This window comes from Bordetella genomosp. 11 (genome assembly GCF_002261215.1).
Classification (GTDB): domain Bacteria; phylum Pseudomonadota; class Gammaproteobacteria; order Burkholderiales; family Burkholderiaceae_B; genus Bordetella_C.
The window spans coordinates 4,532,802-4,555,882 of the sequence record NZ_NEVS01000004.1 but is presented as its reverse complement, the minus strand read 5'-3'; the positions used below and the strand labels follow the sequence as shown (position 1 = coordinate 4,555,882).

Sequence of the window (23,081 nt, the reverse complement as noted above, 5' to 3'; positions counted from 1 at the left end):
CGTGCGGTCAGAAGTACGCCTCCTTGACGCGTTCGTCCGCGCGTATGGCAGCCGCATCGCCGTGCGCGATGACCTGGCCTTCGGCCAGCACATACAGGTCGTCGCAGATCTCCAGCACGATGCGCATTTCATGGTCGATGAAGAACACCGTCATGCCCTGCGCGCGCAGGGCCTGCAAATGTTCGACGATGCGGTTCTGCAGGCGCGGGTTGATGCCGGCGAAGGGTTCGTCCAGCAGCATGACGCGCGGCGCCAGCATCAGGGCGCGGGCGATTTCCACCAGCTTGCGCTGGCCGTAGGAAAGCTCGGCACCCCATTTGTCGCGCAATGCGCCGATCTCCAGGAAGTCCAGCAGTTCGAGCGCGCGCTGCACGGCCTGGGCGTCGGACAGTCCGTGCGCCACGGCGACCAGGTTTTCCAATACCGTCAGTTCGCCGAACAGCCGCGATATCTGGAAGGTGCGCCCCAGGCCGCGCCGGCAGATCTCGGCGGGCGAGGTGTGCGCCAGGTCCTTGCCATCGAACAGGACGCGTCCCGCATCGGGCGGCAACGTGCCGGCAACGATATTGAACAGCGTGGACTTACCCGATCCATTGGGACCGATCACGCCGGTGATCGAGCCGCGCGGGATGCGCAGGCTGGCGCCATCCAGCGCAACCCGGCCGCCGAAGCTCTTGCGTACGTCCTCTACCACCAGGATATCTTCCTGCGTCATGCGAGGCTCCTTCCAGCGTTGACGTGCTCTAGCCCGGCCGCTTGCGCGGCATGCGCGGCGGATCGACGATGGCTTTGCGCGCCGGCCTGGCCGGGGCCGCGCGCCGTTGCGCCAGCCGCCGCAAGTGGCCGCGCGCCACCGGCACCCACCACCACGCGCGCCGCTGCGCGTAGTTGACGATGCCGCGCGGCATGAACAGCACCGCGACCAGGATGATCGCCCCCACCAGGGCCAGGTAGATCTCCGGCAGCCGCGCCCATAGCACTTCGTTGACCACCGACAGCGCCAGGGCACCCACCAGCGGCCCCAGCACCGTGCCCATGCCGCCCAGCAGCACCATGGCGATCACGGTCAGCTCGGTCATGGGCGCGAAGGCGGTGGTGGGGTCGATGAAGCCCAGGTAGCAGGCGTACAGGCAGCCCAGCGCGCCGGGCATGAAGGCCGACGCGATGAAGGTGCAGATTTTCAGGCGGGTGGTGCGCACGCCCAGCGCCGCGGCGGCGGTCTCGTCTTCGCGGATGGTCAGCAGCTGCAGGCCGAGCCGGGAATTGTCCAGGCGCCAGGTGGCCGCCAGCAGGATCAACAGCACCGCGCCGGCCGCGTAGTACACCAGTTCCAGGTCCACGGCCGTCAGGTACAGTCCCGTACCGCCCTGCGTGATGCCGTCCAGGCCCAGCGCCAGCGACTCGCACACGCGGGCGATGCCGAACATGCCGATGGCGAAGAAGGGGCCTTTCAGGCGCAGCATGATGGCACCCAGCAGCGCGGCGCACAGCGCGGCGAATACCGCGGCCATCAGCGTCGCCCACAGCCAGGGAATGTCCTTGCCGATGGCGATCGCGCCGACATAGGCGCCCAGGCCGAAGAACGCGACCTGGCCGAAATGCGTATAGCCGGCATAGCCGCCGATCAGATTCCAGGAATAGGCCAGCCCGACGAAAATGAAGGTCTGCACCAGGAAGGACATCGCATACGATCCGGCGTAGAGCGGCGCGGTCGCGGCGGCCAGCAGAACGATGGCGAGCAGCAGCGTCGATTTCATGCGCGTGCCCCCATGCCGAAGATACCGCGCGGCCGGAAGACCAGCACCACCAGCATCGCCAGGAAAACGGTGGCCGCGCCCAGCACCTGCCCGTACAGATAGCCGGCGAATACCTCCAGCACGCCCATCATCAGGGCGGCCAGCATGGCGCCGGGATAGCTGCCCATGCCGCCGACAATGATGACGGCGAAGGCCTTGATGCCGAAGCGGGCGCCCAGCTGCGCATCGGAGGCGAAGGTGGGCGCCAGCAGCACGCCGGCCAGGCCGGCCATCGCCGCGCCCAGGGCGAAGGTCGCATTGCGCACCTGGTTGATGGAAATGCCCGATATCACCGCCAGTTCCGGTGCCTGCGAAACGGACCGGATGGCCTTGCCGTAGCGCGTGGCCTGCAGGAACCACCACACGCCCAGCGTCGCGGCCATCGCCACCAGGAAGGACACCAGGCGCGACAGCGGGATGTCCATGCCGGCGACGGCGACCGAGCCCCCCAGCACCGTGGGCAGGCCGCGGTAGCCGCCGCCCCAGATCAGGATGGAAATGTTGACGATGATGGTCGACAGGGCGAAGGTGGCCAGCAGCGACATGATCATCGGGCCGTCGGCGATGCGGCGGATGACGATCCATTGCATGGCCAGGCCGAGCGCGGCCGTCAGCAGCGGCACGAGTATCAGCGCGGCGATGTAGGGCAGGTGCATGCCCGCCACCAGCGATACCGTGGTCAGTGCGCCCACCGCCAGCAGGTCGCCATGGGCGAAATTGATGACCCGCATGACGCCGAACACCAGGTTCAGGCCGCAGGCCATCAGCGCGTAGAGTCCGCCCAGCAGGATGCCGGCCACGAACAATTCGATGAAAGGCACGATGACGTCTCCTCCATTGCACCGCCGGCCGCGGCGCTTTCAGGCGTGTCTGCCGCGCTTTGCCGGCGGGGGCCCGGTCGACAGCCGGGTTCGTACGCGGCTTGCCGCGTTCCGCTTGCCGTATCGGCGAACCTTTAGATCACGCCCGCGCGCGTCAGCGCCTCGATGCGTTCCGCCGATAGCCCCAGGCGCTGGCGGTATACCTCGTCGTTATGTTCGCCCAGCGAAGGGCCCAGCCTGTCTATGCCGCCCGGGGTGTCGGTCAGCCGCGGCACCACATTGGGCACCGCGTATTCCCCCACGCGCGGGTCCTGGAAGCGGACGATGTTGCCGCGCGCGGCGTATTGCGGATCCTCGAAGATCTCGTCGATGGCGTACACCGGCCCGCAGGGCACCTGGTGTTCCTCGCAGCGCCGCAGCACCTCGTCGCGGGTGTATTGCGAACTCCAGGCGCCGACGTAGTCGTCGACCTGCGCGCGCTCGGCCTCGCGCTGGGTGATGGTGCCCCACTTGCCCGTGCCGCCGAATTCCGGCACGCCCATGGCGTGCGCCAGGCGTTCGAATATCTTGTCGCTGGTGCAGGCGATGGCCACCCAGCGGCCGTCCTTGGTGGGATAGTGGCTGTGCGGCACCACGTTGACGGTGCCCGGCCCCATGCGCTGGCGTACATAGCCTTTCATCGCATAGGCGGGCGCCAGTTCGTCCAGGATGCGGAATATGGGCTCGTACAGGCCGATATCGACCACCTGCCCGCGGCCGGTCTTGGCCAGGGATTGCAGGGCCAGCAGCACGCCCAGCGCGCCGTACAGGCCGGCCATGTAATCCGGAATGGTGGCCGAGCCCGGCGTCACGGGCGGCCGGTCGGGGTAGCCCGCCAGGTAGGACAGCCCGCCGAAGGCGTTGCCGATCCGGCCGAAGCCGGGGCGTCCGCTGTAGGGGCCGGTCTGGCCGTAGCCGGAAATCCGCACCATGATCAGGCGCGGATTCACTTCCTTCAGCACATCCCAGCCCAGGTTCCACTTTTCCAGGGTGCCGGGCTGGAAGTTTTCCACCAGCACATCGGCATCCTTGATCAGCGCTTTCAGCAGCTCCGCGCCTTCCGGCTTGCGCAGGTCCAGCGTGGCCGATTTCTTGTTGCGGCATTCGGATAGCCAGGGCAGCGAGTCGCCGCTGGGCGTGATGGTGCCGAAGCGCCGCAGCGCATCGCCCACGCCGGGCAGCTCCAGCTTGATGACTTCTGCGCCGAACTCGGCCAGTTGGGTCGAGCAGAACGGTCCGGCCAGGAAACTCGATACGTCGATCACCTTAAGGTGATCCAGGGGCCGGACGGCGGCCGCGGCGTTGTCCATGGATATCTCCTCCCTACCTTTGCGCATGCGCGCGCTGCGTGGCGCGTGCTTTATGGTTGCATCGGGCCGGTGCTCCGGCCCGGGGATATCGATCCGCTGACTTCGATGCTGCGACTTCGGGTCGATTACTTCGATTGCGTCCTTTCCGCCAGCGCCATCACGCGTTGCGCGGCATAGACGATGGGATAGTCGATGAATTGGCCGTCCAGCTGGATGGCCGAAGAACCCTGCGCCTCGGCCTGCGCGAAGGCATCCAGCACCCGCCGGGCGCGTTCGATCTGCGCCGCGGAAGGCGAGAAGGCGGCGTTCACGACGGGGATCTGGTCCGGATGGATGCACAGCTTGCCCTGGAAGCCCAGTTCGCGTGCCTTGCGCGCCGATGCCGCGCAGCCTTCCGGATCCTGCAGGTTCACCCATACGGTGTCCAGCGGCGCCTCGATGCCCGCCGCGCGCGAATGCAGCACGACCTGCGCGCGATAGGCGTTCAGTTCGTCTTCGCCGCGGGTCCAAGTCAGGTCCAGGTCCAGCGTGAAGTCGCCGGCGCCGAAGGCGGCGCGCTTGACGCGCGGGGTGGCGGCCAGGATCGCCGGCAGGGCGGCCAGTCCGCGGGCGGTCTCGATGATGGGGATGAGGTCTACCCCGCCTTCGGGCATGCCGTGTTCGCGCTCCATCTGGCGGATCAGCCAATCCGCGGTATGCAGATCGCTGGCCGACTCCACCTTGGGCAGCACCACGCCATCCAGGCCGGGCCGTACCGTCGCGGTGAGATCCCCGTAGGCGAATTCCGTGGAAAGCGGATTGACCCGCACATAGCCCAGGCAACGCCGCGGCCGCGCCATGGCTTCGTTTACCTTGGGCCGGCTGGCGGCCTTTTCGGAAATGGCGCAGGCGTCTTCCAAATCCAGGATGACCGCGTCGGCCTCCAGCGCCAGGGCTTTTTCGACCCTGCGCGGGTGGTTGGCCGGCGCGAACAGGAATGATCTGAATACCGTCATGCGAACTCCGTCCCTGGCTTCATCCTGATCCGCATCGTCTGTCATAAATGTGCGTTTGTACGTACAATACGTGCCATGCTGGCGCCTGTCAACACGGGACGTCTACCCTCCACCATTTTGCCGATCCGATGCGCTCGACACCTTCATCCGCGGATGCCTTTCCCTATACCGGCGCGCTCACGGGCGGCCGCAATCCGCTGTATGTCTCGCTGGCCAGGACGCTGGCCGACGACATCCATGGCGGCCGCTACGCCATCGGCAGTACCTTGCCCACCGAAGGCGAGCTGGCGCTGCGCTACGGCGTCAGCCGGCATACGGTGCGCCAGGCGCTGCGCGAACTCAAGGACGAAGGCCTGCTGTGGTCGCGGCCCGGCATCGGCACCAAGGTGCGCGCGCGGCCGGAATCGCCGCGCTTTTTCAGCGGCATCCACAATATTTCGGATCTGCTGCAATTCGTCGACGCCACCGAAATGCACGTGAAGTCGCGGCGCGAGATCGTCGCCGACGCCAGCTTCGCGGAACTGCTGCACTGCCCGCCGGGGCAGGCCTGGTCCGAAACCAACATCGTGCGCAAGGTACCCGGCGGGACCACGCCGCTGTGCTATCTGCAGGCGTATCTGCGTCCCGAGTACGCCGGCGCCATCGGGCGCGCGCGCGTGATCAAGCGTCCCATCTATTCGCTGGTGGAAGAACGCTGCGGCGTGCGCATTGTCGAAGTCGTCCAGGAAATCACCGCCGCGCAGCTGACGCCGGAGATGGCGCTTGCCCTGAAGGCCGAAGCCGGCCAGGCCGCGATGCGCATCTCGCGGTACTACCTGGATAAACAGGGCGTCATCGTCGAGGTCGGCATCGGTCATTACCCCAGCGGCCGCTATACCCAGACCACGCGCTTTCGCGCGCACAGCGCCGAAGACTGAAACGCCGGCCCGCGCGCGTGGCGGCCTCGCTGCCTTCGCGGCCATCGCCGCGTTCGCCGTCCCGCCGCCGCCGGCGTTATTCCGGGTGTTCATGCGGATGCTCGCGTCCCCATCGCATGACGGCCTCGCGTGTGCTGCCATGCATGGAATGGCTGCGCGGCGGGATGTCCAGCAGCCCGGCGATGTCGCGCGCGGCCGCCAGGACGGCTTCCGGGTCCAGTCCGGTGTACACGTCCATCAGCGTCATCATGCGTACCATGTCCTCGCTGGGAAAATTGCCCACCGCGCCCAGTGCATCGGGCATGGCGATTCCGCCGCCGATGCCGCAGATCGCGCCTTCCAGCCAGGCCGCGCCGCCGTCCAGCGCCGCGAGCATATTGGCCGTGGCCATGCCTCCCAGGTTATGCACGTGAAAGCCCAGCTCCAGGTCGGGATAGCGGTCGCGCAGGCGCATGAACAGTTCGTTCACGTGCCGGGGGTCTTCCAGGCCGACGGACCCGGCCAGGTACATGCGCCGGATGCCTGCGTCCCGGAACTGCCCCACCAGGGCCGCCACGCGTTCCTGCGGGATCACGCCCTCATACGGGCACCAGAACGCCATGCCGATCGCCAGCACGTAGCGCAGGCCCTTGCCGTCCGCGATGCGAAACGCCTCGATCGCCTGCGCGCCCGCCTGTTCCGGCGTCATGTTCTGGTTCTTCTTCAGGTAGCTGGCGCTGGCGATGGTCAACCCCACGATCTCGTCCACCCGCGCCGCGGCGGCGCGCTCCGCGCCCCGCGCGTTCGGTGCCAGGCCACGGTAGATCACGCCCGGCCGCCGCGCGATGCGTTCGCATACGGCTTCCGCGTCCTGCAGGTTCGGGATGACGCGCGGGTGCACGAAACCCGTGACCTCGATGACGGGAAAGCCCGCTTGCGACAGGCGGTCCACCATCCGTACCTTGTCTTCGGTCGGTATCCATTTGCGCAGGCTTTGCAAGCCGTCGCGCGGGCCGACCTCGACGATATCGATCTGTTCAGGCAGCCGCATCGTCGTCTCCTTCCAGGTGTGGGGCGGCGGGCCCGGTGCCCGCCGAGGTGCGCGTCCGTGTATCGCCGGGGTCGTCCAGGACGATGCCCGCCCGGGCCAGCTCCGCTTCGTCGTAGCCCAGGCGTTCCACCAGGATCTCCCGGTTGTGCTGCCCCAGGCGCGGGCCCGGATGGCGGATCGCGCCCGGCGAGGCCGACAGCTTGCCGACCACGTCCTGCATGCGCAGCTCGCAGCCCAGTTCGTCGTCGTACACCGCGCGGATATTGCCGCGCTCGCGAATATGCGGATCGGCGAAGATCTGCGCCACATCGTTGACCGGCGACATGGTGCAGCGCCGCGCCGCCGAACGCGCCAGCAGATCGTCCAGGTCGAAGCGCGCGATCGCCGCCTGCAGCGCCTCGTCCAATGCCTGCACGTGGCGCAGGCGCTGCCGGTTGTCGGAGAAGCGCGGGTCCCGGACCAGCTCCGGGATCTCCAGCGTCTCGCAGATATTGATGAACGCGGATTGCGCGCTGCCCCCAACGGTGACCCATTTATCGTCGCGCGTGCGGTAGGTATTGCGCGGCGCCGTGAAGGGCAGCCGGCTGCCTTCGCGGCGCTGCACCAGGCCCAGCTGATCGAAGTTGATCACGTGCGGCCCGATCAGCGTCAGCAGCGTTTCATAGATCGCCAGATCGATGTACTGCCCGCGGCCGCTGCGGCGCTTTTCCGCCAGGGCCACCATGGCGAGAAAGGCGGCCATCACTCCGGTCGTGGAATCCGCCAGCCCGAAGCCCGGCAGCAGGGGCGGTCCATCGGGATGGCCGCTGATCTGCGCGTAGCCGGCATAGGCCTCGGCCAGCGTGCCGAAGCCGGGCCGGTCGCGATACGGGCCGGTCTGGCCGAATCCGGTGATGCGCAACATGATCAGGCCGGGATTGAGGTCCTTCAGCGTGTCATAGCCCAGGCCCCATTTCTCCAGCGTGCCGGTGCGGTAGTTTTCGATGACGATGTCCACATCGGCCGCCAGCCGCTTCACCGCCTCGACGCCCAGCGGCGTGTGCAAGTCCAGGGTCACCGATTTCTTGTTGCGGTTGATGACCTTGTAGTAAAGGCCCACCCCCTCTTTGTTCTCGCCCCAGTAGCGCACCTCGTCGCCCTTGCCGGGACGCTCCACTTTCAGCACATCCGCGCCGAAATCCGCCAGGAACATCGCGCTCATGGGCGCCGCGAGAAAGTTGGAAAGATCCAGCACCTTCACGCCCGCCAGCGCGCCTTCCATGTCTGCCAAGCCAGCCATGGTGTCTCCTTAATGTGCGTTTGTACGTACATTATGGCAGTGCGCATGCCGCGTCAATAGGGCGGGCGGCGGACATGCGCGCTTGCGGTATAGTCGGCAGCTTCATGACCTTTCACGAGTCACCACGACATGTCCAGCGCCCGCGATCTGGTGTACGGGGAGTTGCGCCGCCGCCTGATGGCCGGCGCCTTCCTGCCGGGCCAGCGCCTGCGTGAAGAGCACATCGCCAGCGAGTTGTCCGTCAGCCGCACACCGGTGCGCAACGCCATCGAGCGCCTGGCCGCCGACGGGCTGGTCAAGCGCGACGGCCGGCGCGGCACGGTGGTGCTGGGATGGCTGGATCGCGATATCGACGAAGCATTCGAATTGCGGCTCTTGCTCGAACCCTATGCCGCGCGCGCGGCCGCCGCGCGGGCCACGCCGGAACAGATGGACGAGCTGGAGCGGATCAACGACGCCATGCGCGTGGCGGTCGAATCGGACGACCCCGACCGCGTGGAGCGGGTCCAGCAGCACAACAACTGCTTCCACCATGCGCTGATCGACGCGGCGCAGTCCGCGCGCGTGCGCGCGCTGGTGGAACACCTGCTCGATATGCCGATCATCATCGGCTCGTTCTATTTCTATGGCAGGGAGGACATGCTGGCCAGCGTGGAACACCATCGCCAGATCATCGCGGCGCTGCGCGCGCGCGATCCCGCCTGCGCGGAGGCCGCGATGCGGCTGCATCTGGCGGCCACCCATCTGCTGTTCCGCAACCATCGCAAGACGGCCGGCGGCCCGGCGCCGGGCCGCGCCGCCGGGCCGGATGCCGGCGCATGACGCCGGCCGCTTCCCTTATTGTTTCGGGATGCCGGCTTCCTGTACGACCTTGCCGAATACCTCATAGTCGGTGCGATAGCGCCGGGCCAGGTCCTGCGGCGTTCCACCCATGACGCTGTAGCCGGCTTCCTCCAGCTTGCGCACCAGCTCCGGTTTCTGCAGGCTGCGATTCAGCGCGGCGTTCAGGGCGGCGACCACGTCGTCGGGCGTCTTGCCCGGCGCCATCACGCCCCACCAGATGGTCTGGTTGATGGTGGGAAAGCCGCTTTCGGCAAAGGTGGGGACCTGGGGCAGGGCGGGCGAACGTTGGTCCGCCACGACCGCCAGCGCGCGAACCTGGCCGCCTTTTATCTGCGGCAGCAGGGTCGCCACCGATCCCGTGTACAAGGCGATCCGTCCGCTCATCAGGTCCGGAAACGCCTGCCCCCAGCCCCGATAGGGCACATGCATCAGTTCCATGCCGGCCGCCTTGCGCCACAGGTGGCCGATCAAATCGCCGCTGCCGCCGATCCCGGGGATACCCAGCGATACCTGGCCGGGCTTGGCCCGCGCGGCCTTCACGACATCGTCCAGCGTCTTGAACGGCGAGTCGGGCAGCACCACGAAGACGCTGGGCGACGAAGCCACCAGGCCCACCGGCTTGAAGTCCTTGAACGTGTCGTAGGTCAGCTTGCTGTACAGCCAGGGGTTCAGGACGATGTTGTCGGTCTGCGCCATGACCAGCGTATGGCCGTCGGGACGGGCGCGCGCGGTCGCGTCCAGCGCAAGATTGCCGCCGGCGCCGGGTTTGTTTTCCACCACGACGTTCCAGCCGGTGTCCTGGCTGATGGACGTGCCGATCATGCGCGTCAGGGTATCGGTACCGCCGCCGGGCGGGAACGGCGAGATGATGGTGATGGGGGCGCCGCCCAGGTCGGCCGCGCCTGCTGCGGTCGCCGCACCCGGCGCTGCCAGCGCGGCGGCGCCTGTGGCCAGGACCGCCGCGGCGGTCATACGCTTGAACATATTTCGCATTGTCTTCCTCACGATCTTGTTATGGGTGCCGCCCCGGGCGCCGCGTGGCGCCCGCTAGCGACGGGAATCAGGGCTGGCGGGCCAGCGTGGTCAGCCAGGCCAGCCGCGCCGGCAGGGTGTCGGGGATCTCCGGCGGCGCACCGCCGTTGGCCGCGCGCGCGGCTTCGATGCCGCGCGTCGTGCGCGCGAACAGGCGCTCCACGCCATCCAGCACCAGGGGTTGCAGGCCGGCCTTGATCAGCTGTTCGCGGGCTTCCCCGACCTCGGCCAGCCGGCGCGGGGCGTGCAGCACGTGCGAACGCGCGAAAGAATCCATGAAGGCCGTCAGCGGTGTCCGGTCGATATCGGCCAAGACCTCGTACAAGGCGTCGCGCAGGCCCATGCGCTCGGCCGCCACCAGGCATTCGACGGTCAGGCTTTCCATGCCCTTGGTCATGATGCTGCGCAACAGTTTCAGGCGGACCGCGTCGCCGGCTTGTCCGGCAATGGCCCGCGCGGGCGCGCCGCTGTCGCTGGCGAAAGCCGCCGCCGCGGCGGCGCCGGTGCCGGCGCATAGCAAGGGCGTGCGATCGCCCAGCAGCGCGATGGCACCCATGATGGCCACATCGGCGAAGGCGATGGCGCGACCGGCGGCGATCTCCGCCGCGGCGCGCATATCCGCGGCGCTGGCCGTGGTGAAGTCGGCGTACAGGGCATCCGGGCGCAAGTGCGGCAGGGCCTGGCTTGCCACCGCCAGCGCCGCATGTCCGTAGACCGCCGAAACGACGATGTCGGCGTCGGCCAGCCACGGGCCCGGCGCCGCGTGCAGGGCGGCGCCATAGCCGCCCACGGTGGCCTGCATTTCGGCGTCGTCGCGCAGCTCGCCGACGGCGTATATCTCGTGTCCCCGGCCGCGCCACGCCTGCGCGTAGCAACGCCCCACCTCGCCACAACCTATCAGTGCGATTTTCATGTTTATGTACATTAAAAATACAAAATGACTTTATAACCGGCGCTACGCCGGGCATATTACCAGTGTAAACCCGGCAACAGAATACATAATTAGTACATTCCAGGTGCCGTCCGTGGCGGTGGGGGCGCCCTGGACGGTGCCGGTCCAGACGGCGCCGCCGCGGCGGACGGCCCGTGTCCGGGATAGGCAAATTCAACGCGATGCCGTCGAAACCAGCGGGACAAATTATGTATAGTCGCCCAACGCCCGCGCACGAGCACCGGCGACCCCGCGCATCTGGCCGGCCGTCGCAGAACAATACATAAGGGACCCCAACGCATGCCCACCACGATCGAGTTGATCGCCACACTGCTGTTCGCCATCGCCGTCCTGCATACCTTTTCGGTTCCCTTCTTCGCGCGGCTGGCCCATCGCAACGGCCCGCACGCCGGCGTCTGGCATCTGCTGGCCGAAGTCGAGGCCGTGTTCGGCGTGTGGGCCGTGGCGCTGATCGTCAGCATGGCCTTGCTGGGGGGTTCCGGCAAGGCGATCGAGTACATGGACACGCGCAACTTCACCGAGCCGCTGTTCGTGTTCGCCATCATGGTGGTGGCCGCCAGCCGCCCCATCCTGGAATTCGTCGACGCCGTGGTCCGCGGCATCGCCCGCGTCCTGCCGATACGGAATGAACTGAGCACCTATCTCGTGGTGCTGTCGGTGGTCCCGCTGTGCGGCTCCTTCATCACCGAGCCGGCCGCCATGACGCTGGCCGCTATTCTGCTTCGCGATGCCTATTTCCGGGTCAGCGGGCGCGCCGGTTTCAAGTACCTGACGCTCGGCGTCCTGTTCGTCAATGTGTCCATCGGCGGGGTACTGACTTCCTACGCCGCCCCGCCGGTCCTGATGGTGGCCTCCACCTTCGGCTGGGATGCCGCCCACATGGCGGCGCATTTCGGCTGGCGCGCCGCGGTCGCGGTCTTCATCAACGCCGGCGTGCTGACTTTCGTCTGCCGCGACGTGCTGCGCACCGCCGGCCGGGACGCGCCGGCCCGTGACACCGCCCGCCCGCCCGTCCCCCTGCCGGTCATCGCCGTCCATCTGGTCTTCCTGGTCGGCGTCGTGCTCAACGCCCATCATCCCGCCATCTTCCTGGGCCTGCTGATGCTGTTCATCGGCTTCACGGAAGCCTACAAGCGGCACCAGAACCGCCTGATGATCAAGGAAGGCCTGATGGTCGGCTTTTTCCTGGCCGGCCTGGTGGTGCTGGGCGGTCTGCAGCAATGGTGGCTGCAGGATCTGCTGGGCGGCCTGTCCCCCACCGTGCTCTTCTGGGGCGCCACCGCCCTGACGGCCATCACCGACAATGCGGCGCTGACTTATCTGGGCTCCCTGGTGCAGGGCACCAGCGATGTGTGGCGGTACATGCTGGTGGCCGGCGCGGTCACCGGCGGCGGCCTCACCGTCATCGCCAACGCACCCAATCCGGCGGGATTCTCCATCCTGAAGAACCATTTCCCGGACGGCAGCATTGCCGCCGGGCGGCTGTTCGTGTCGGCATTGCTGCCAACGCTCGTGGCGGCCGGCATGTTCCTGTTGCCGATATAGCCAGGCGTCGCCGGCGGTATCCGGACCGGGCAAGCGCCGGCCGGCGCCCGGCCTTCATGGGCCGGCGGCAAAAACCCGCTAAAATTCAAGACTTTCCCATACTTTTGCCGGCCCCGCTCCTGCTGCGTTCCGTTTGTCCTGAACGGCGCCCGTGGGCGGGTTCTTTCGTGCCGGCGGCCAGGGAGTGGATTGAATGCCTATCTACGCTTACAAGTGCAGCAGCTGCGGACACGCCAAGGATGTGCTGCAGAAGATCTCCGACGCTCCGCTCACGGTATGCCCCGAGTGCGGCGCCAGCGCGTTCACCAAGCAAGTGACCGCGGCCGGCTTCCAATTGAAGGGCTCCGGCTGGTACGTCACGGATTTCCGCAACAACGGCAACAGCGCATCGTCCGGCGGTGCCAAGAGCGACGCCAAGAGCGACGCCAAGACGGGCAGCGCCGCCGCCGATAGCGGCGCGGCCAAGACCGGCGACGCGGCGCCCGCGGCGACGCCCGCCGCCACACCCGCCGCGCCCCCCGCGGCGACTTCCTGACGCGGCCGCCATGGCGATGCGAATTTTCAAGAAGTACTTCATCACCGGCCTGCTGATCTGGGTGCCGCTGGTGATCACCGTCTGGGTGCTGGGCGTCCTGATCGCCACCCTGGAAGGCTTCGTCCCGGGTTTCCTGTCCGCCGAATCCCTGTTCGGCATCGATATCCCGGGTTTCCGCTTCGTGCTGGTCATCCTGGTCGTGCTGCTGACCGGCGTCTTTGCCGCCAACCTGCTGGGCCGCACCATGCTCGAGCAGTGGGAAAAGCTGCTCGGCCGCATCCCGCTGGTGCGTTCCATCTACAACTCGGTCAAGCAGGTCAGCGACACCGTGCTGGCGCCGAACGGCCAGGCTTTCCGCCAGGCCGTGCTGGTGCAGTATCCGCGCCAGGGTTCCTGGACGATCGCCTTCCTGACGGGCACGCCCAGCGGCGAAGTGGCGACTCACCTTCCCGGCGACCACGTCAGCGTCTACGTCCCGACCACGCCCAATCCGACCTCAGGGTTCTTTTTGATGATGCCCCGCGCCGAAGTCGTGGACCTGCACATGAGTGTGGATTCCGCTTTGAAGTATGTCGTCTCCATGGGCGTGGTCGGGCCGCCGCCTCCGGCCCCCCCGGACCGGACTACCGAAATCCCCACCGCGCCCGGCGTGCGCCAGCGCAGCGACACCACCCCCTGAAAGAACAATCCGGGCGGGCATGCAGCCCGCTCCTCGATCCATTATCGTGACGCTCCAAGGCGCCCCAACAAAGTAGAAACGGAGTCATCCCGCAATGCGTACCTGCTACACCGGCCAGGTTTGCCGTGACCACCTCGGTCAGACCGTTACCCTGTACGGCTGGGTAAACCGCCGCCGCGACCACGGCGGGGTCATCTTCATCGACCTGCGCGATCGCGCGGGCCTGGCGCAGATCGTTTTCGACCCCGACAACGCCGCCTTCGCGACCGCCGAGCGCCTGCGCAACGAGTTCTGCATCCGCGTCACCGGCCTGGTGCGCCTGCGCCCCGAAGGCACGGCCAATGCCGAACTGGCATCCGGCGAAGTCGAAGTGCTGTGCAAGGAAGTGGAAATCCTCAACCCGTCCGTCACGCCGCCCTTCCAGCTGGATGACGACAACCTGTCGGAAACCACGCGCCTCACGCACCGCGTGCTGGACCTGCGCCGTCCGCAGATGCAGCGCAACCTGATGCTGCGTTATCGCGTCTCCATCGAAGTGCGCAAGTTCCTGGATTCGCTGGGCTTCATCGATATCGAAACGCCGATGCTGACCAAGAGCACGCCCGAAGGCGCGCGCGACTATCTGGTGCCTTCGCGCGTGAACGCCGGCCAGTTCTTCGCGCTGCCGCAGTCGCCGCAGCTGTTCAAGCAGATGCTGATGGTGTCGGGTTTCGACCGCTACTACCAGATCACCAAGTGCTTCCGCGACGAGGACCTGCGCGCCGATCGCCAGCCCGAGTTCACCCAGATCGATTGCGAAACTTCCTTCCTGAACGAAGTGGAGATCCGCGAGATCTTCGAAAGCATGATCCGCCATGTCTTCAAGGTGGTGCAGAACGTCGACCTGCCGCAGCCGTTCCCCAGCATGACCTGGACCGAAGCCATGCGCCGTTATGGGTCGGACAAGCCCGACCTGCGCGTGTCGCTGGAATTCACCGACATCAGCGACATCATGCGCGATGTGGATTTCAAGGTCTTCGCGACCGCCGCGGCCACCCCGGGCAGCCGTGTGGTGGCCCTGCGCGTGCCGGGCGGCGGCTCCCTGTCGCGCAGCGAAATCGACAGCTATACCCAGTTCGTCGGTATCTACGGCGCCAAGGGCCTGGCCTGGATCAAGGTCAACGAAGCCGGCAAGGGCCGCGACGGCCTGCAATCGCCCATCGTCAAGAACATCCACGACGCGGCGCTGGCCGAGCTGATCAAGCGCACGGGCGCCCAGGACGGCGACATCATTTTCTTCGGCGCGGACAAGGAAAAGGTCGTCAACGATTCCATCGGCGCGCTGCGCGTCAAGATCGGCCACAGCGAATTCGGCAAGACCTCCGGGCTGTTCACGCCCGGTTGGCGTCCGCTGTGGGTCATCGACTTCCCGATGTTCGAATACGACGAGGAAGAAGGCCGCTACACCGCCGCCCACCATCCCTTCACCAGCCCCAAGGACGGCCACGAGGACTTCCTCGAAACCGATCCCAGCAAGGCCTACGCCAAGGCCTACGACATGGTGCTGAACGGCTGGGAAATCGGCGGCGGCTCGGTGCGTATCCATCGCGAGGAAGTGCAGAGCAAGGTCTTCCGCGCCCTGAAGATCAACGCGGAAGAAGCGCGGCAGAAGTTCGGCTTCCTGCTGGACGCGCTGCAGTACGGCGCGCCCCCGCACGGCGGCATCGCCTTCGGCCTGGACCGCATCGTCACCATGATGACCGGCGCCGACTCTATCCGCGACGTCATCGCCTTCCCGAAGACGCAGCGCGCGCAGGATCTGCTGACGCAGGCGCCTTCGCCGGTGGACGAAAAGCAATTGCGCGAACTGCACATCCGTTTGCGCAACGCCGAAGCGAAATGACGATGCGGTAAGGTAGGGCCATGTCCATCCTGCGCGTCGTCAGCTACAACATCCACAAGGGCCGTTCCGCGCTCGGCGCGCGGGACTCCCTTAAAGAGCTGCGCCTGGGGTTGTACGGACTGCGCCCGGACCTGGTCTTCCTGCAGGAAGTCCAGGGCCGCAACGAAAGCCGCAACGTGCTGGATGCCCAGCACATGTCGCTGGCCGCGGCGCTGCACATGGACATGTGCTACGGCCGCAACGCCATCCGCAACCAGACCGACCACGGCAACGCGCTGCTATCGCGGTATCCGATCCTCGAACACGAAAACCAGGACATCTCCGATCACCGGCTGGAACAGCGCGGGCTGCTGCACGCCACGGTCGAAGTCGCCGGCCGCGAGGTCCATTGCTTCGTGGTGCACCTGGGCCTGTTTTCCGGCAGCCGCACGCGGCAGATCCAGGCCCTGGTCGACCGCATCGACCGCGTGGTGCCGGCCGGCGCGCCCATGGTGATCGCGGGCGACTTCAACGATTGGGGCGACAGGCTGGCGCCCTTGTTCGTCCAGCGCCTGGGCGTCTACGAAGTGTTTTCCCATGCGCCCAAGCTGGTCGGCGGCGAAGGCCCGCGCCTGCGCGAGAGCATGCGGCGGCTCAGCAACGTGCTGCGCGGCGTGCCGAACAGCCTGGCCATGCTGGAGCGCACCAACCAGCTGACGATGCAGGGCGGTCTGCGCGACGCGCCGCCGCCGCGCACCTTTCCCGCGGTGTTCCCCTGGTTTCGCCTGGACCGCATCTACCAGCGCGGTTTCGGCGTGCGCAGCGCGCGCGTGTTGCGGGGGCGCGCCTGGTCCAAGTTGTCGGACCATTCTCCTTTGCTGGCGGAGCTCGAATTGCCGTGAAGTCCAGGCCGCTGCGATTGCACTGGTCGGAAGGCAATGCGATCCGGCTGCTCAAGAACGGCGCGGAATTCTTCCCCGCCCTGTGCCAGGCCATCGATGCCGCCCGCACGGTGGTCCACCTCGAAACCTATATCTTTACGCTGGACCGCACGGCGCAACAGGTACTGGCCGCGCTGCAGCGCGCCTGCGCGCGCGGCGTGAAGGTGCGCGTGGTCATCGATGGCTTCGGCAGCTGGGAATGGGTGCATGAGGTGCAGCGGCGCTTATTGGAGGCCGGCGCCCAGTGCCGCATCTTCCGGCCGGAACCGGGCTGGCCGCGGCGGCTGCTGTTTTCGCGCAGCCGGCTGCGCCGCCTGCATCGCAAGGTCACGGTGGTCGACGGACGCGTCGCCTTCGTCGGGGGTATCAATATCGTCGACGACTATGACGATCTGGATCCGACCGATGGCATCGACGCCAACCCGCGTTTCGATTTCGCGGTAGAGGTGCAGGGGCCGCTGGTCGCCCACGCCATCCATGCGCAGGATCTGCTCTGGATACGCCTGAACCCGGCCGTCCTGCGCCGCGGCGAAATGGCCGCCGAGCGCCGGCGGCTGCGACGCCCCGAATTCCAGCCGCTGGCCGAGCCGCCCGGACACCTGCGCGCGGCCCTGGTGCTGCGCGACAACCTGCGCTGGCGGCAGACCTTCGAGCGCGCCTATCTCTACGGCATCGCGCGCGCCAACCGCGAAATCCTTATCGCCAACGCCTACTTCTTTCCCGGCCTGCGCTTTCGCCGCGCGCTCAAGCGCGCCGCCGCCCGCGGGGTACGGGTGCGGCTGCTGTTGCAGGGCAAGGTGGAATACCGCCTGCAGTACTACGCCACCCATGTCTTGTACGCTGACCTGCTGAACGCCGGCATCGAGATCTACGAGTACATGCCCGGCTATCTGCACGCCAAGGTGGCGGTGATCGACGACGTCGCCACCGTCGGCTCGTCCAACCTGGACCCTTTCAGCCTGCTGCTGGCGCGCGAGGCCAACGTGGTCGTCGACGATGCCGGTTTCGCGCGCGAGCTGTACGGCAGGCTCGAAGAAGAAATCGCCAAAGGGGGCAGGCTGGTCCGCACGGCCGACCATCAACGGCGCGGCCTGCTGCGGCGGCTGGGCGATAACGTCGCGTACACCTTGCTGCGCCTGGGCGTGGCCCTGACCGGCCAGTCCTCGGGATATTGACCCGCCTCGCTCCTCCAGGGCGCATCGCTCGGCGGCTGGCGGGATGGCGCGAATCGCTACGCATGTGTACGGGGCGATCCGCGAGTCGCGCGGCGCACGCCGGCCCCACGCCGCGGGCCGCGATTGTCGCCTTGCCGCGCATCCCCCACAATCTCGATGGATCCGTCCTGAACGTATAAGCTGGCCAAGGTCGCCCCTTCTCTTAAGGAGACGCTCGTCATGAACACCGCTGCAGAGACCCAACCCGGGCCACATGCCCCCGCGGCGGGACATGCCGCCCCCCCTCGATCCGCCCCGCGCATCCGCCGTGTCGCCATCCTGGGCGCCGGCGTCATGGGCGCGCAGATCGCGGCCCATTGCGTGAACGCGCGCATTCCCGCGGTGCTGTTCGATCTGCCCGCCGATGGCCCCGACCGCAGCGCCACGGCACGGAAGGCCATCGAAGGGCTGGCGCGCCTGAATCCGGCGCCGTTGGCCGCGGCCGAGCTCGCGGCGCACATCCGACCCGCCAACTACGACGAAAACCTGGACCTCCTGGCCGGCTGCGACCTGGTACTGGAGGCCATCGCGGAACGCCTGGACTGGAAGCAGGACCTCTACCGGCGCATCGTTCCCGCGCTCGCCCCGCACGCCATACTGGCAACCAACACGTCCGGCCTGTCCATCGATGCATTGGCCGCGACATTGCCCGAAGCCATGCGCGACCGATTCTGCGGCGTCCACTTCTTCAATCCGCCGCGCTACATGCCGCTGGTCGAATTGATCCCGGCGTCGCGCACGGACGCCGCCCTGCTGGACCGCCTGGAAACCTTCCTGACGACCGACATGGGCAAGCGTGTCGTTCGCGCCAAGGACACGCCGAATTTCATCGGCAATCGCATAGGCGTATTCGGCATCCTGGCCGCCATGATAGAAGCCGAACGCCACGGCCTGGCCTACGATGTCGTCGACGAGTTGACGGGTTCCCGCCTGGGCCGCGCCAAATCCGGCACCTTCCGCACGGCGGACGTGGTCGGCCTGGACACGCTGGCCCACGTCATCCATACGATGCAGACCGGCCTGCCGGACGACCCCTTCCACGCGGCCTTCGCCACCCCGCCCGTGCTGGCGGCGCTGCTGGAGCAGGGCGCGCTCGGGCAGAAGACCGGGGCCGGGTTCTATCGCAAAGAGGGCAAGACCATCCTGCGCCTGGATCCCGCCACCCGCCAATACGTAGCGTCCGATGCACGGCTGGAGGAAGCTACCGTCGCCGCGCTGGCCGAGCGCGACCCGGCGCTCCGGCTGCGCGCCTTGCACGACTCCACCGAGCCCCAGGGCCGATTCCTGTGGGCCTTGCTGCGTGACACCTTCCACTATTCCGCCGTCCATCTCGCCGAGATCGCCCACACCGCGCGCGATGTCGACTTCGCCTTGCGCTGGGGCTTCGGGCACGCGAAAGGGCCTTTCGATATCTGGCAGGCGGCCGGCTGGACCACGGTCGCGGAATGGATACAGGAAGACATCGCCCAAGGCCGCGCCCTGTCGCCGGTGCCGCTGCCCGATTGGGCCATGCGCGGCCCGGTGCCCGAACACGGCGGCGTCCATACCGCCGGCGGCTCCTGGAACGCGGAGGTAAAGGCATTCCAGCCGCGCCGCGAATTGCCCGTCTATCGACGCCAGCTGGCGCCCCCGCGCCTGGTGGGAGAAACGCACGAGGCGCCGGGCCGCACGGTGTACGAGGACGCAGCGATCTGCCTCTGGACCCTGGCGCGGGACGGCCACGACGATATCCTGATCGCATCGTTCAAAACCAAGATGCACACCATCAGCCCTGCCGTCACGCAGGGTCTGCTGCGTGCCGTCGACCTGGCGGAAGAGCGCTACCGCGGCCTCGTGGTGTGGCAGACCGGCCAGCCGTTCTCCGCCGGCGCGGACCTGCAGGCCATGCTGCCTGCCTTCATGCAGGGCGGACCGGCCGCGATCGAACCGATGGAACGCGACCTGCAGCGCGTCGCCCAGCGCTTCCGCAGCGCGCTCGTGCCTACCGTCGTCGCGCTGTCCGGGCTGGCCCTGGGCGGCGGCTGCGAGATCGCCGTGCATGCCTCTGCCCGCGTCGCGCACCTGGAAACCCATATCGGCCTGGTCGAGGTCGGCGTCGGCCTGGTCCCGGGCGCCGGCGGGCTGGCCTATTGCGCCCGGCGCGCCGCCGAACAACGCGCCGCCTGCGCGCCGGACGCGCCCTTGCTGCCGTTCCTGCAGAAATTCGCCGAGGCCGTCGCCACCGCCAAAGTCTCGCGTTCGGCCCTGGAGGCGCGACAGATCGGCTACCTGCGCGAAACCGACCCCATCGTCATGAACGAAGACGAGTTGCTGCACGTCGCCATCGGCCACGCCGCCGCGCTGGCCGATGCCGGGTGGCGGCCGGCGCTGGACGCGCCATTCCCCGTGGCCGGCAGGGACGGCGCCGCCACCTTGTCGGCACAGCTGGTCAACATGCGGGATGGCGGATTCATCTCGGAGTACGACTACGAACTGGGCCGTACCGTCGCCCATGTGATCTGCGGCGGCGACGTGGATCCCGGCACCCTGGTCGACGAGGAATGGATGCTGGCCCTGGAGCGGCGCGCTTTCCTGGGCTTGCTGGAAAATCCCAAGACGCACGAGCGCATCATGGGCATGCTCAAGACAGGCAAGCCGGTACGGAATTAGGCCTGCGGACCGGCGGCCGCCGCGTGCCGGAGCCCGCCGCGGCCGCAAACGAGCGCGCTCCAGGCCGCTGCCTTCGGCGTTGCCGCCTTGGCATGCCGCGAACGGCGATCACTTCAACATAATGATCAGATCGCCGTTCGGCTCGTACAGTTGGTTGAACATGCTCGCGTCCGCTTCCTGGTCGTCGACGTACAGCAGCTGCTGCTTCAGCATGTTGGCGTACTGGAAGGCATTGCCGCATTTGGCGATAAGCAGCGATCCGCGATTTTCAGGGACTGTTTTCCTGGCGAATCGGAACAGTCCCGGCGAATAGATGTTCTTGATGAAGTCCAGGGCTTGCGTGCCGGGCGTGGCGCCATAGAACTTGATCGTGCAAGCGCCCGGGCCCGCAATTTCGAAACGCGTAGGATCGGCGGCGGGAAATGCGAGATTGTCCGCGTAGATTTCGACAGCGGCGGAGTCCCGTACGCTAACGGTCGAATCGAGGAAAACGAGCGGCTGCGCAGTCTGCATCCTGATTTGCATCGTGGACGCATTGGCGCACTGGATGGTGGCGTCTGTCATGCGTACGAGAGGAAAATCGCTCTGCACCGTCTGGGGGATGCATTCCATGAACACGGATGCGCCCGGGGACATGGCATCGGAAGATAGCGATACTTTGCAACTCTCCACCTTCATCACGGGGCTTTTCACCTCCATCCGGGCCGAGTCGATATTGATGAATCCGGCGGCCGCATAGCTTTCGGCGCAATATATCTCTACCGCGCTGCCCGCCTTCAGATTCATCTGATTGGGATGGAGGAACGCACTGGAGTCGTATACCCACAGGTTCGCATTGAAGCGCGCCGCTTGTTGCAGGGTTATATCGGTGCCAACCAGGGACAGTCGGCCATATGCGGTCTCCGGAGCGGGCGCCCCGAAAGTCAGGGTGCCCTCATCGAGCGCGATAGAGGTCCAGCTGTTGCAGGTACCTCCCCAGACATTTGTCCCGTTGCTGCTCACCAGCAGGGATAACTGCTGATTAAGCGCCTGCATGGTGAAAGACTTGCCGCATGTCTTATTGAAGACGCCGGTCAGCTGCTGGCTGCCATCGCTCTCGGTATAGGTCTGGTTCTCATCGGGATTCCACTGGAATGGCGGGTTTGTCATGGCAGGCATCCTTTTCTCGTTGTGTGCCGGGGGCAGGTCCTCAGCACATCGTTACGTCATCACGTTGCTCGCGTCGCGGCCATACGGCAGTGGGATGCTCCAGCCATAGTCAACGGGTATAGGCGTTACGATGGTACCGTCGCGAATATTCCGCCGAACGCGCCGCACCGTACTTTTTCGTGTCGCTTTACTTCGCCCGCGGTACCGCAACGTCCTATCAAGTCCAGGAGATGCCCATGGCCCTACATCAACAAGACGCCTACATCGTGGCGGCCACGCGCGCCCCGGTGGGCAAAGCGCCCAACGGGGCGCTGCGCCATATGCGTCCCGACGATCTGCTCGCGGCCGTCATCAGGGCCGCGCTGGCGCAAGTGCCCACATTGGACCCCGCCTCGATCGAGGACGCGATCATCGGTTGTGCCCGGCCGGAGGCATCGCAGGGCTTGAACGTCGCCCGCATCGCCGTGCTGCTGGCCGGCCTGCCCAATAGTGTCGCGGGCATTACGGTCAACCGGTTCTGCGCGTCCGGCTTAAGCGCCATCGCCATGGCGGCCGATCGCATCCGCCTGGGCGAGGCCGACGTCATGATCGCCGGCGGCACCGAATCGCTCAGCCAGGTGCCGATGATGGGCTACACGCCAACGTTTTCGCCGCAGATATTCGCGGGCGATCAGGACGTGGGCATCGCGTACGGCATGGGCCTGACCGCGGAACGCGTCGCCATTCAATGGAAGGTCTCGCGGGAAGCGCAGGACGCCTTCGCCCTGCGTTCGCATCAGCGCGCCATCGCCGCGCAGGACGCGGGGGAATTCGACGACGAGATATCCCCGCTCGCCCTGGTCGCGCGGCAGGCCGACCTGCGTTCGCGGGAAACCGACGTGCTGCAGCGTGATTTCGCGCGCGACGAGGGACCGCGCCGCGATACCTCCATGCAGGCGCTGGCGCGCCTGAAGCCGGTCTTCGCGGCGCGCGGCAGCGTCACCGCGGGCAACAGCTCGCAGACCTCGGATGGTGCCGGCGTAATCATCCTGGCGTCCGAGCGTGCCGTGCGCGATCACGGCCTGACGCCGCTGGCACGCTTCGTCTCCTTTGCCGTGCGGGGCGTCGCGCCGGAGCTGATGGGTATCGGGCCGAAGGAGGCGATTCCCGCCGCGCTGCGGCAGGCTGGATTGAACCAGCAGGATATGGACTGGATAGAACTGAACGAAGCCTTCGCCGCGCAATCGCTGGCGGTCATCGAAGACCTGGGGTTGGATCCAGATAAAGTGAACCCGCTGGGCGGCGCCATCGCGCTGGGCCATCCGCTGGGCGCCACCGGCGCCATCCGCGCCGCGACGCTCGTGCATGGCCTGCGCCGCCGTCAGGGCAAGTACGGGATGGTGACGATGTGCGTCGGCACCGGGATGGGCGCGGCCGGCGTGTTTGAAAGGGTGTGAGCGCGCGGCGGTGGCCGGTTCTGGCCAACGCGCATGGTGATGGTTTCAAGGGAGCGAA

At 67.0% G+C, this 23,081-nt stretch carries 20 protein-coding genes; 10 read left to right on the top strand and 10 right to left on the bottom strand.

The features are described 5' to 3' along the window. Window positions 1-7: 7 nt before the first annotated feature. From CAL28_RS28175 to CAL28_RS28155, 5 genes are all read right to left on the bottom strand, one after another. Window positions 8-715, bottom strand: a complete 708-nt coding sequence (locus CAL28_RS28175) for an ABC transporter ATP-binding protein (RefSeq protein WP_094844282.1) — start codon at window positions 713-715, stop codon at window positions 8-10. Window positions 716-743: 28 nt separating this feature from the next. Next, entirely contained in the window at window positions 744-1,757 is a 1,014-nt protein-coding gene (locus tag CAL28_RS28170) for a branched-chain amino acid ABC transporter permease (protein WP_094844281.1), read from the bottom strand. Further along, complete coding sequence (locus CAL28_RS28165) at window positions 1,754-2,617, bottom strand: branched-chain amino acid ABC transporter permease (RefSeq protein ID WP_094844280.1); 864 nt, start codon at window positions 2,615-2,617, stop codon at window positions 1,754-1,756. Before CAL28_RS28165 ends, CAL28_RS28170 begins: the two co-directional genes overlap by 4 nt. A gap of 134 nt (window positions 2,618-2,751) precedes the next feature. Beyond that, window positions 2,752-3,966, bottom strand: coding sequence for a CaiB/BaiF CoA transferase family protein (locus CAL28_RS28160; protein WP_217906604.1), 1,215 nt, complete (start codon window positions 3,964-3,966; stop codon window positions 2,752-2,754). A gap of 125 nt (window positions 3,967-4,091) precedes the next feature. After that, the gene (locus tag CAL28_RS28155; protein ID WP_094844278.1) at window positions 4,092-4,961 is read right to left on the bottom strand and encodes an HpcH/HpaI aldolase/citrate lyase family protein; all 870 of its coding nucleotides are present in this window, start codon (window positions 4,959-4,961) and stop codon (window positions 4,092-4,094) included. A 128-nt stretch (window positions 4,962-5,089) separates the two neighbouring features. On the opposite strand from CAL28_RS28155, the gene CAL28_RS28150 reads away from it, so the two are divergent. After that, the gene (locus tag CAL28_RS28150) at window positions 5,090-5,878 is read left to right on the top strand and encodes a GntR family transcriptional regulator (RefSeq protein WP_176464121.1); all 789 of its coding nucleotides are present in this window, start codon (window positions 5,090-5,092) and stop codon (window positions 5,876-5,878) included. Between the two features lie 76 nt (window positions 5,879-5,954). Here CAL28_RS28150 and CAL28_RS28145 read toward each other — a convergent pair whose 3' ends face one another. Both CAL28_RS28145 and CAL28_RS28140 read right to left on the bottom strand, forming a co-directional pair. Next, window positions 5,955-6,908 (bottom strand): hydroxymethylglutaryl-CoA lyase, encoded by a 954-nt coding sequence (locus CAL28_RS28145; protein ID WP_094844276.1) that lies wholly within the window; start codon window positions 6,906-6,908, stop codon window positions 5,955-5,957. Beyond that, window positions 6,895-8,187, bottom strand: a complete 1,293-nt coding sequence (locus CAL28_RS28140; protein WP_217906603.1) for a CaiB/BaiF CoA transferase family protein — start codon at window positions 8,185-8,187, stop codon at window positions 6,895-6,897. Before CAL28_RS28140 ends, CAL28_RS28145 begins: the two co-directional genes overlap by 14 nt. 129 nt (window positions 8,188-8,316) lie before the next feature. Here CAL28_RS28140 and CAL28_RS28135 point away from each other — a divergent pair, with 129 nt between their 5' ends. Then, window positions 8,317-9,009 (top strand): GntR family transcriptional regulator, encoded by a 693-nt coding sequence (locus CAL28_RS28135; protein WP_094844274.1) that lies wholly within the window; start codon window positions 8,317-8,319, stop codon window positions 9,007-9,009. A gap of 15 nt (window positions 9,010-9,024) precedes the next feature. Here the strand turns inward: CAL28_RS28135 and CAL28_RS28130 are convergent, their stop codons facing one another. Both CAL28_RS28130 and CAL28_RS28125 read right to left on the bottom strand, forming a co-directional pair. Beyond that, window positions 9,025-10,023, bottom strand: a complete 999-nt coding sequence (locus CAL28_RS28130; protein WP_094844273.1) for a Bug family tripartite tricarboxylate transporter substrate binding protein — start codon at window positions 10,021-10,023, stop codon at window positions 9,025-9,027. A gap of 67 nt (window positions 10,024-10,090) precedes the next feature. Beyond that, window positions 10,091-10,975, bottom strand: a complete 885-nt coding sequence (locus CAL28_RS28125; RefSeq protein WP_094844898.1) for an NAD(P)-binding domain-containing protein — start codon at window positions 10,973-10,975, stop codon at window positions 10,091-10,093. Window positions 10,976-11,293: 318 nt separating this feature from the next. Here CAL28_RS28125 and CAL28_RS28120 point away from each other — a divergent pair, with 318 nt between their 5' ends. The 7 genes from CAL28_RS28120 (at window position 11,294) to CAL28_RS28090 (ending at window position 20,438) form a co-directional block, all read left to right on the top strand. Continuing rightward, the gene (locus tag CAL28_RS28120; RefSeq protein WP_094844272.1) at window positions 11,294-12,559 is read left to right on the top strand and encodes a putative Na+/H+ antiporter; all 1,266 of its coding nucleotides are present in this window, start codon (window positions 11,294-11,296) and stop codon (window positions 12,557-12,559) included. Window positions 12,560-12,752: 193 nt separating this feature from the next. Further along, window positions 12,753-13,094, top strand: a complete 342-nt coding sequence (locus CAL28_RS28115) for an FmdB family zinc ribbon protein (RefSeq protein WP_094844271.1) — start codon at window positions 12,753-12,755, stop codon at window positions 13,092-13,094. Window positions 13,095-13,110: 16 nt separating this feature from the next. Then, window positions 13,111-13,773: a DUF502 domain-containing protein gene (locus CAL28_RS28110; protein WP_176464172.1), complete on the top strand. Its 663-nt coding sequence runs from the start codon at window positions 13,111-13,113 to the stop codon at window positions 13,771-13,773. Between the two features lie 94 nt (window positions 13,774-13,867). Next, window positions 13,868-15,655 (top strand): aspartate--tRNA ligase, encoded by a 1,788-nt coding sequence (gene aspS, locus CAL28_RS28105; RefSeq protein WP_094844269.1) that lies wholly within the window; start codon window positions 13,868-13,870, stop codon window positions 15,653-15,655. A 20-nt stretch (window positions 15,656-15,675) separates the two neighbouring features. After that, the gene (locus tag CAL28_RS28100; protein WP_094844268.1) at window positions 15,676-16,536 is read left to right on the top strand and encodes an endonuclease/exonuclease/phosphatase family protein; all 861 of its coding nucleotides are present in this window, start codon (window positions 15,676-15,678) and stop codon (window positions 16,534-16,536) included. Then, the gene (gene clsB / locus CAL28_RS28095) at window positions 16,533-17,750 is read left to right on the top strand and encodes a cardiolipin synthase ClsB (protein ID WP_094844267.1); all 1,218 of its coding nucleotides are present in this window, start codon (window positions 16,533-16,535) and stop codon (window positions 17,748-17,750) included. Before CAL28_RS28100 ends, clsB begins: the two co-directional genes overlap by 4 nt. Window positions 17,751-17,969: 219 nt before the next feature. Beyond that, on the top strand, window positions 17,970-20,438 hold the full coding sequence (locus CAL28_RS28090; protein WP_094844266.1) for a 3-hydroxyacyl-CoA dehydrogenase/enoyl-CoA hydratase family protein: 2,469 nt from the start codon (window positions 17,970-17,972) through the stop codon (window positions 20,436-20,438). Between the two features lie 108 nt (window positions 20,439-20,546). Here the strand turns inward: CAL28_RS28090 and CAL28_RS28085 are convergent, their stop codons facing one another. Further along, window positions 20,547-21,596, bottom strand: coding sequence for a hypothetical protein (locus tag CAL28_RS28085; RefSeq protein WP_094844265.1), 1,050 nt, complete (start codon window positions 21,594-21,596; stop codon window positions 20,547-20,549). 227 nt (window positions 21,597-21,823) lie between these two features. Here CAL28_RS28085 and CAL28_RS28080 point away from each other — a divergent pair, with 227 nt between their 5' ends. Further along, the gene (locus CAL28_RS28080; RefSeq protein WP_094844264.1) at window positions 21,824-23,023 is read left to right on the top strand and encodes an acetyl-CoA C-acyltransferase; all 1,200 of its coding nucleotides are present in this window, start codon (window positions 21,824-21,826) and stop codon (window positions 23,021-23,023) included. The last annotated feature ends 58 nt before the right edge of the window (window positions 23,024-23,081 follow it).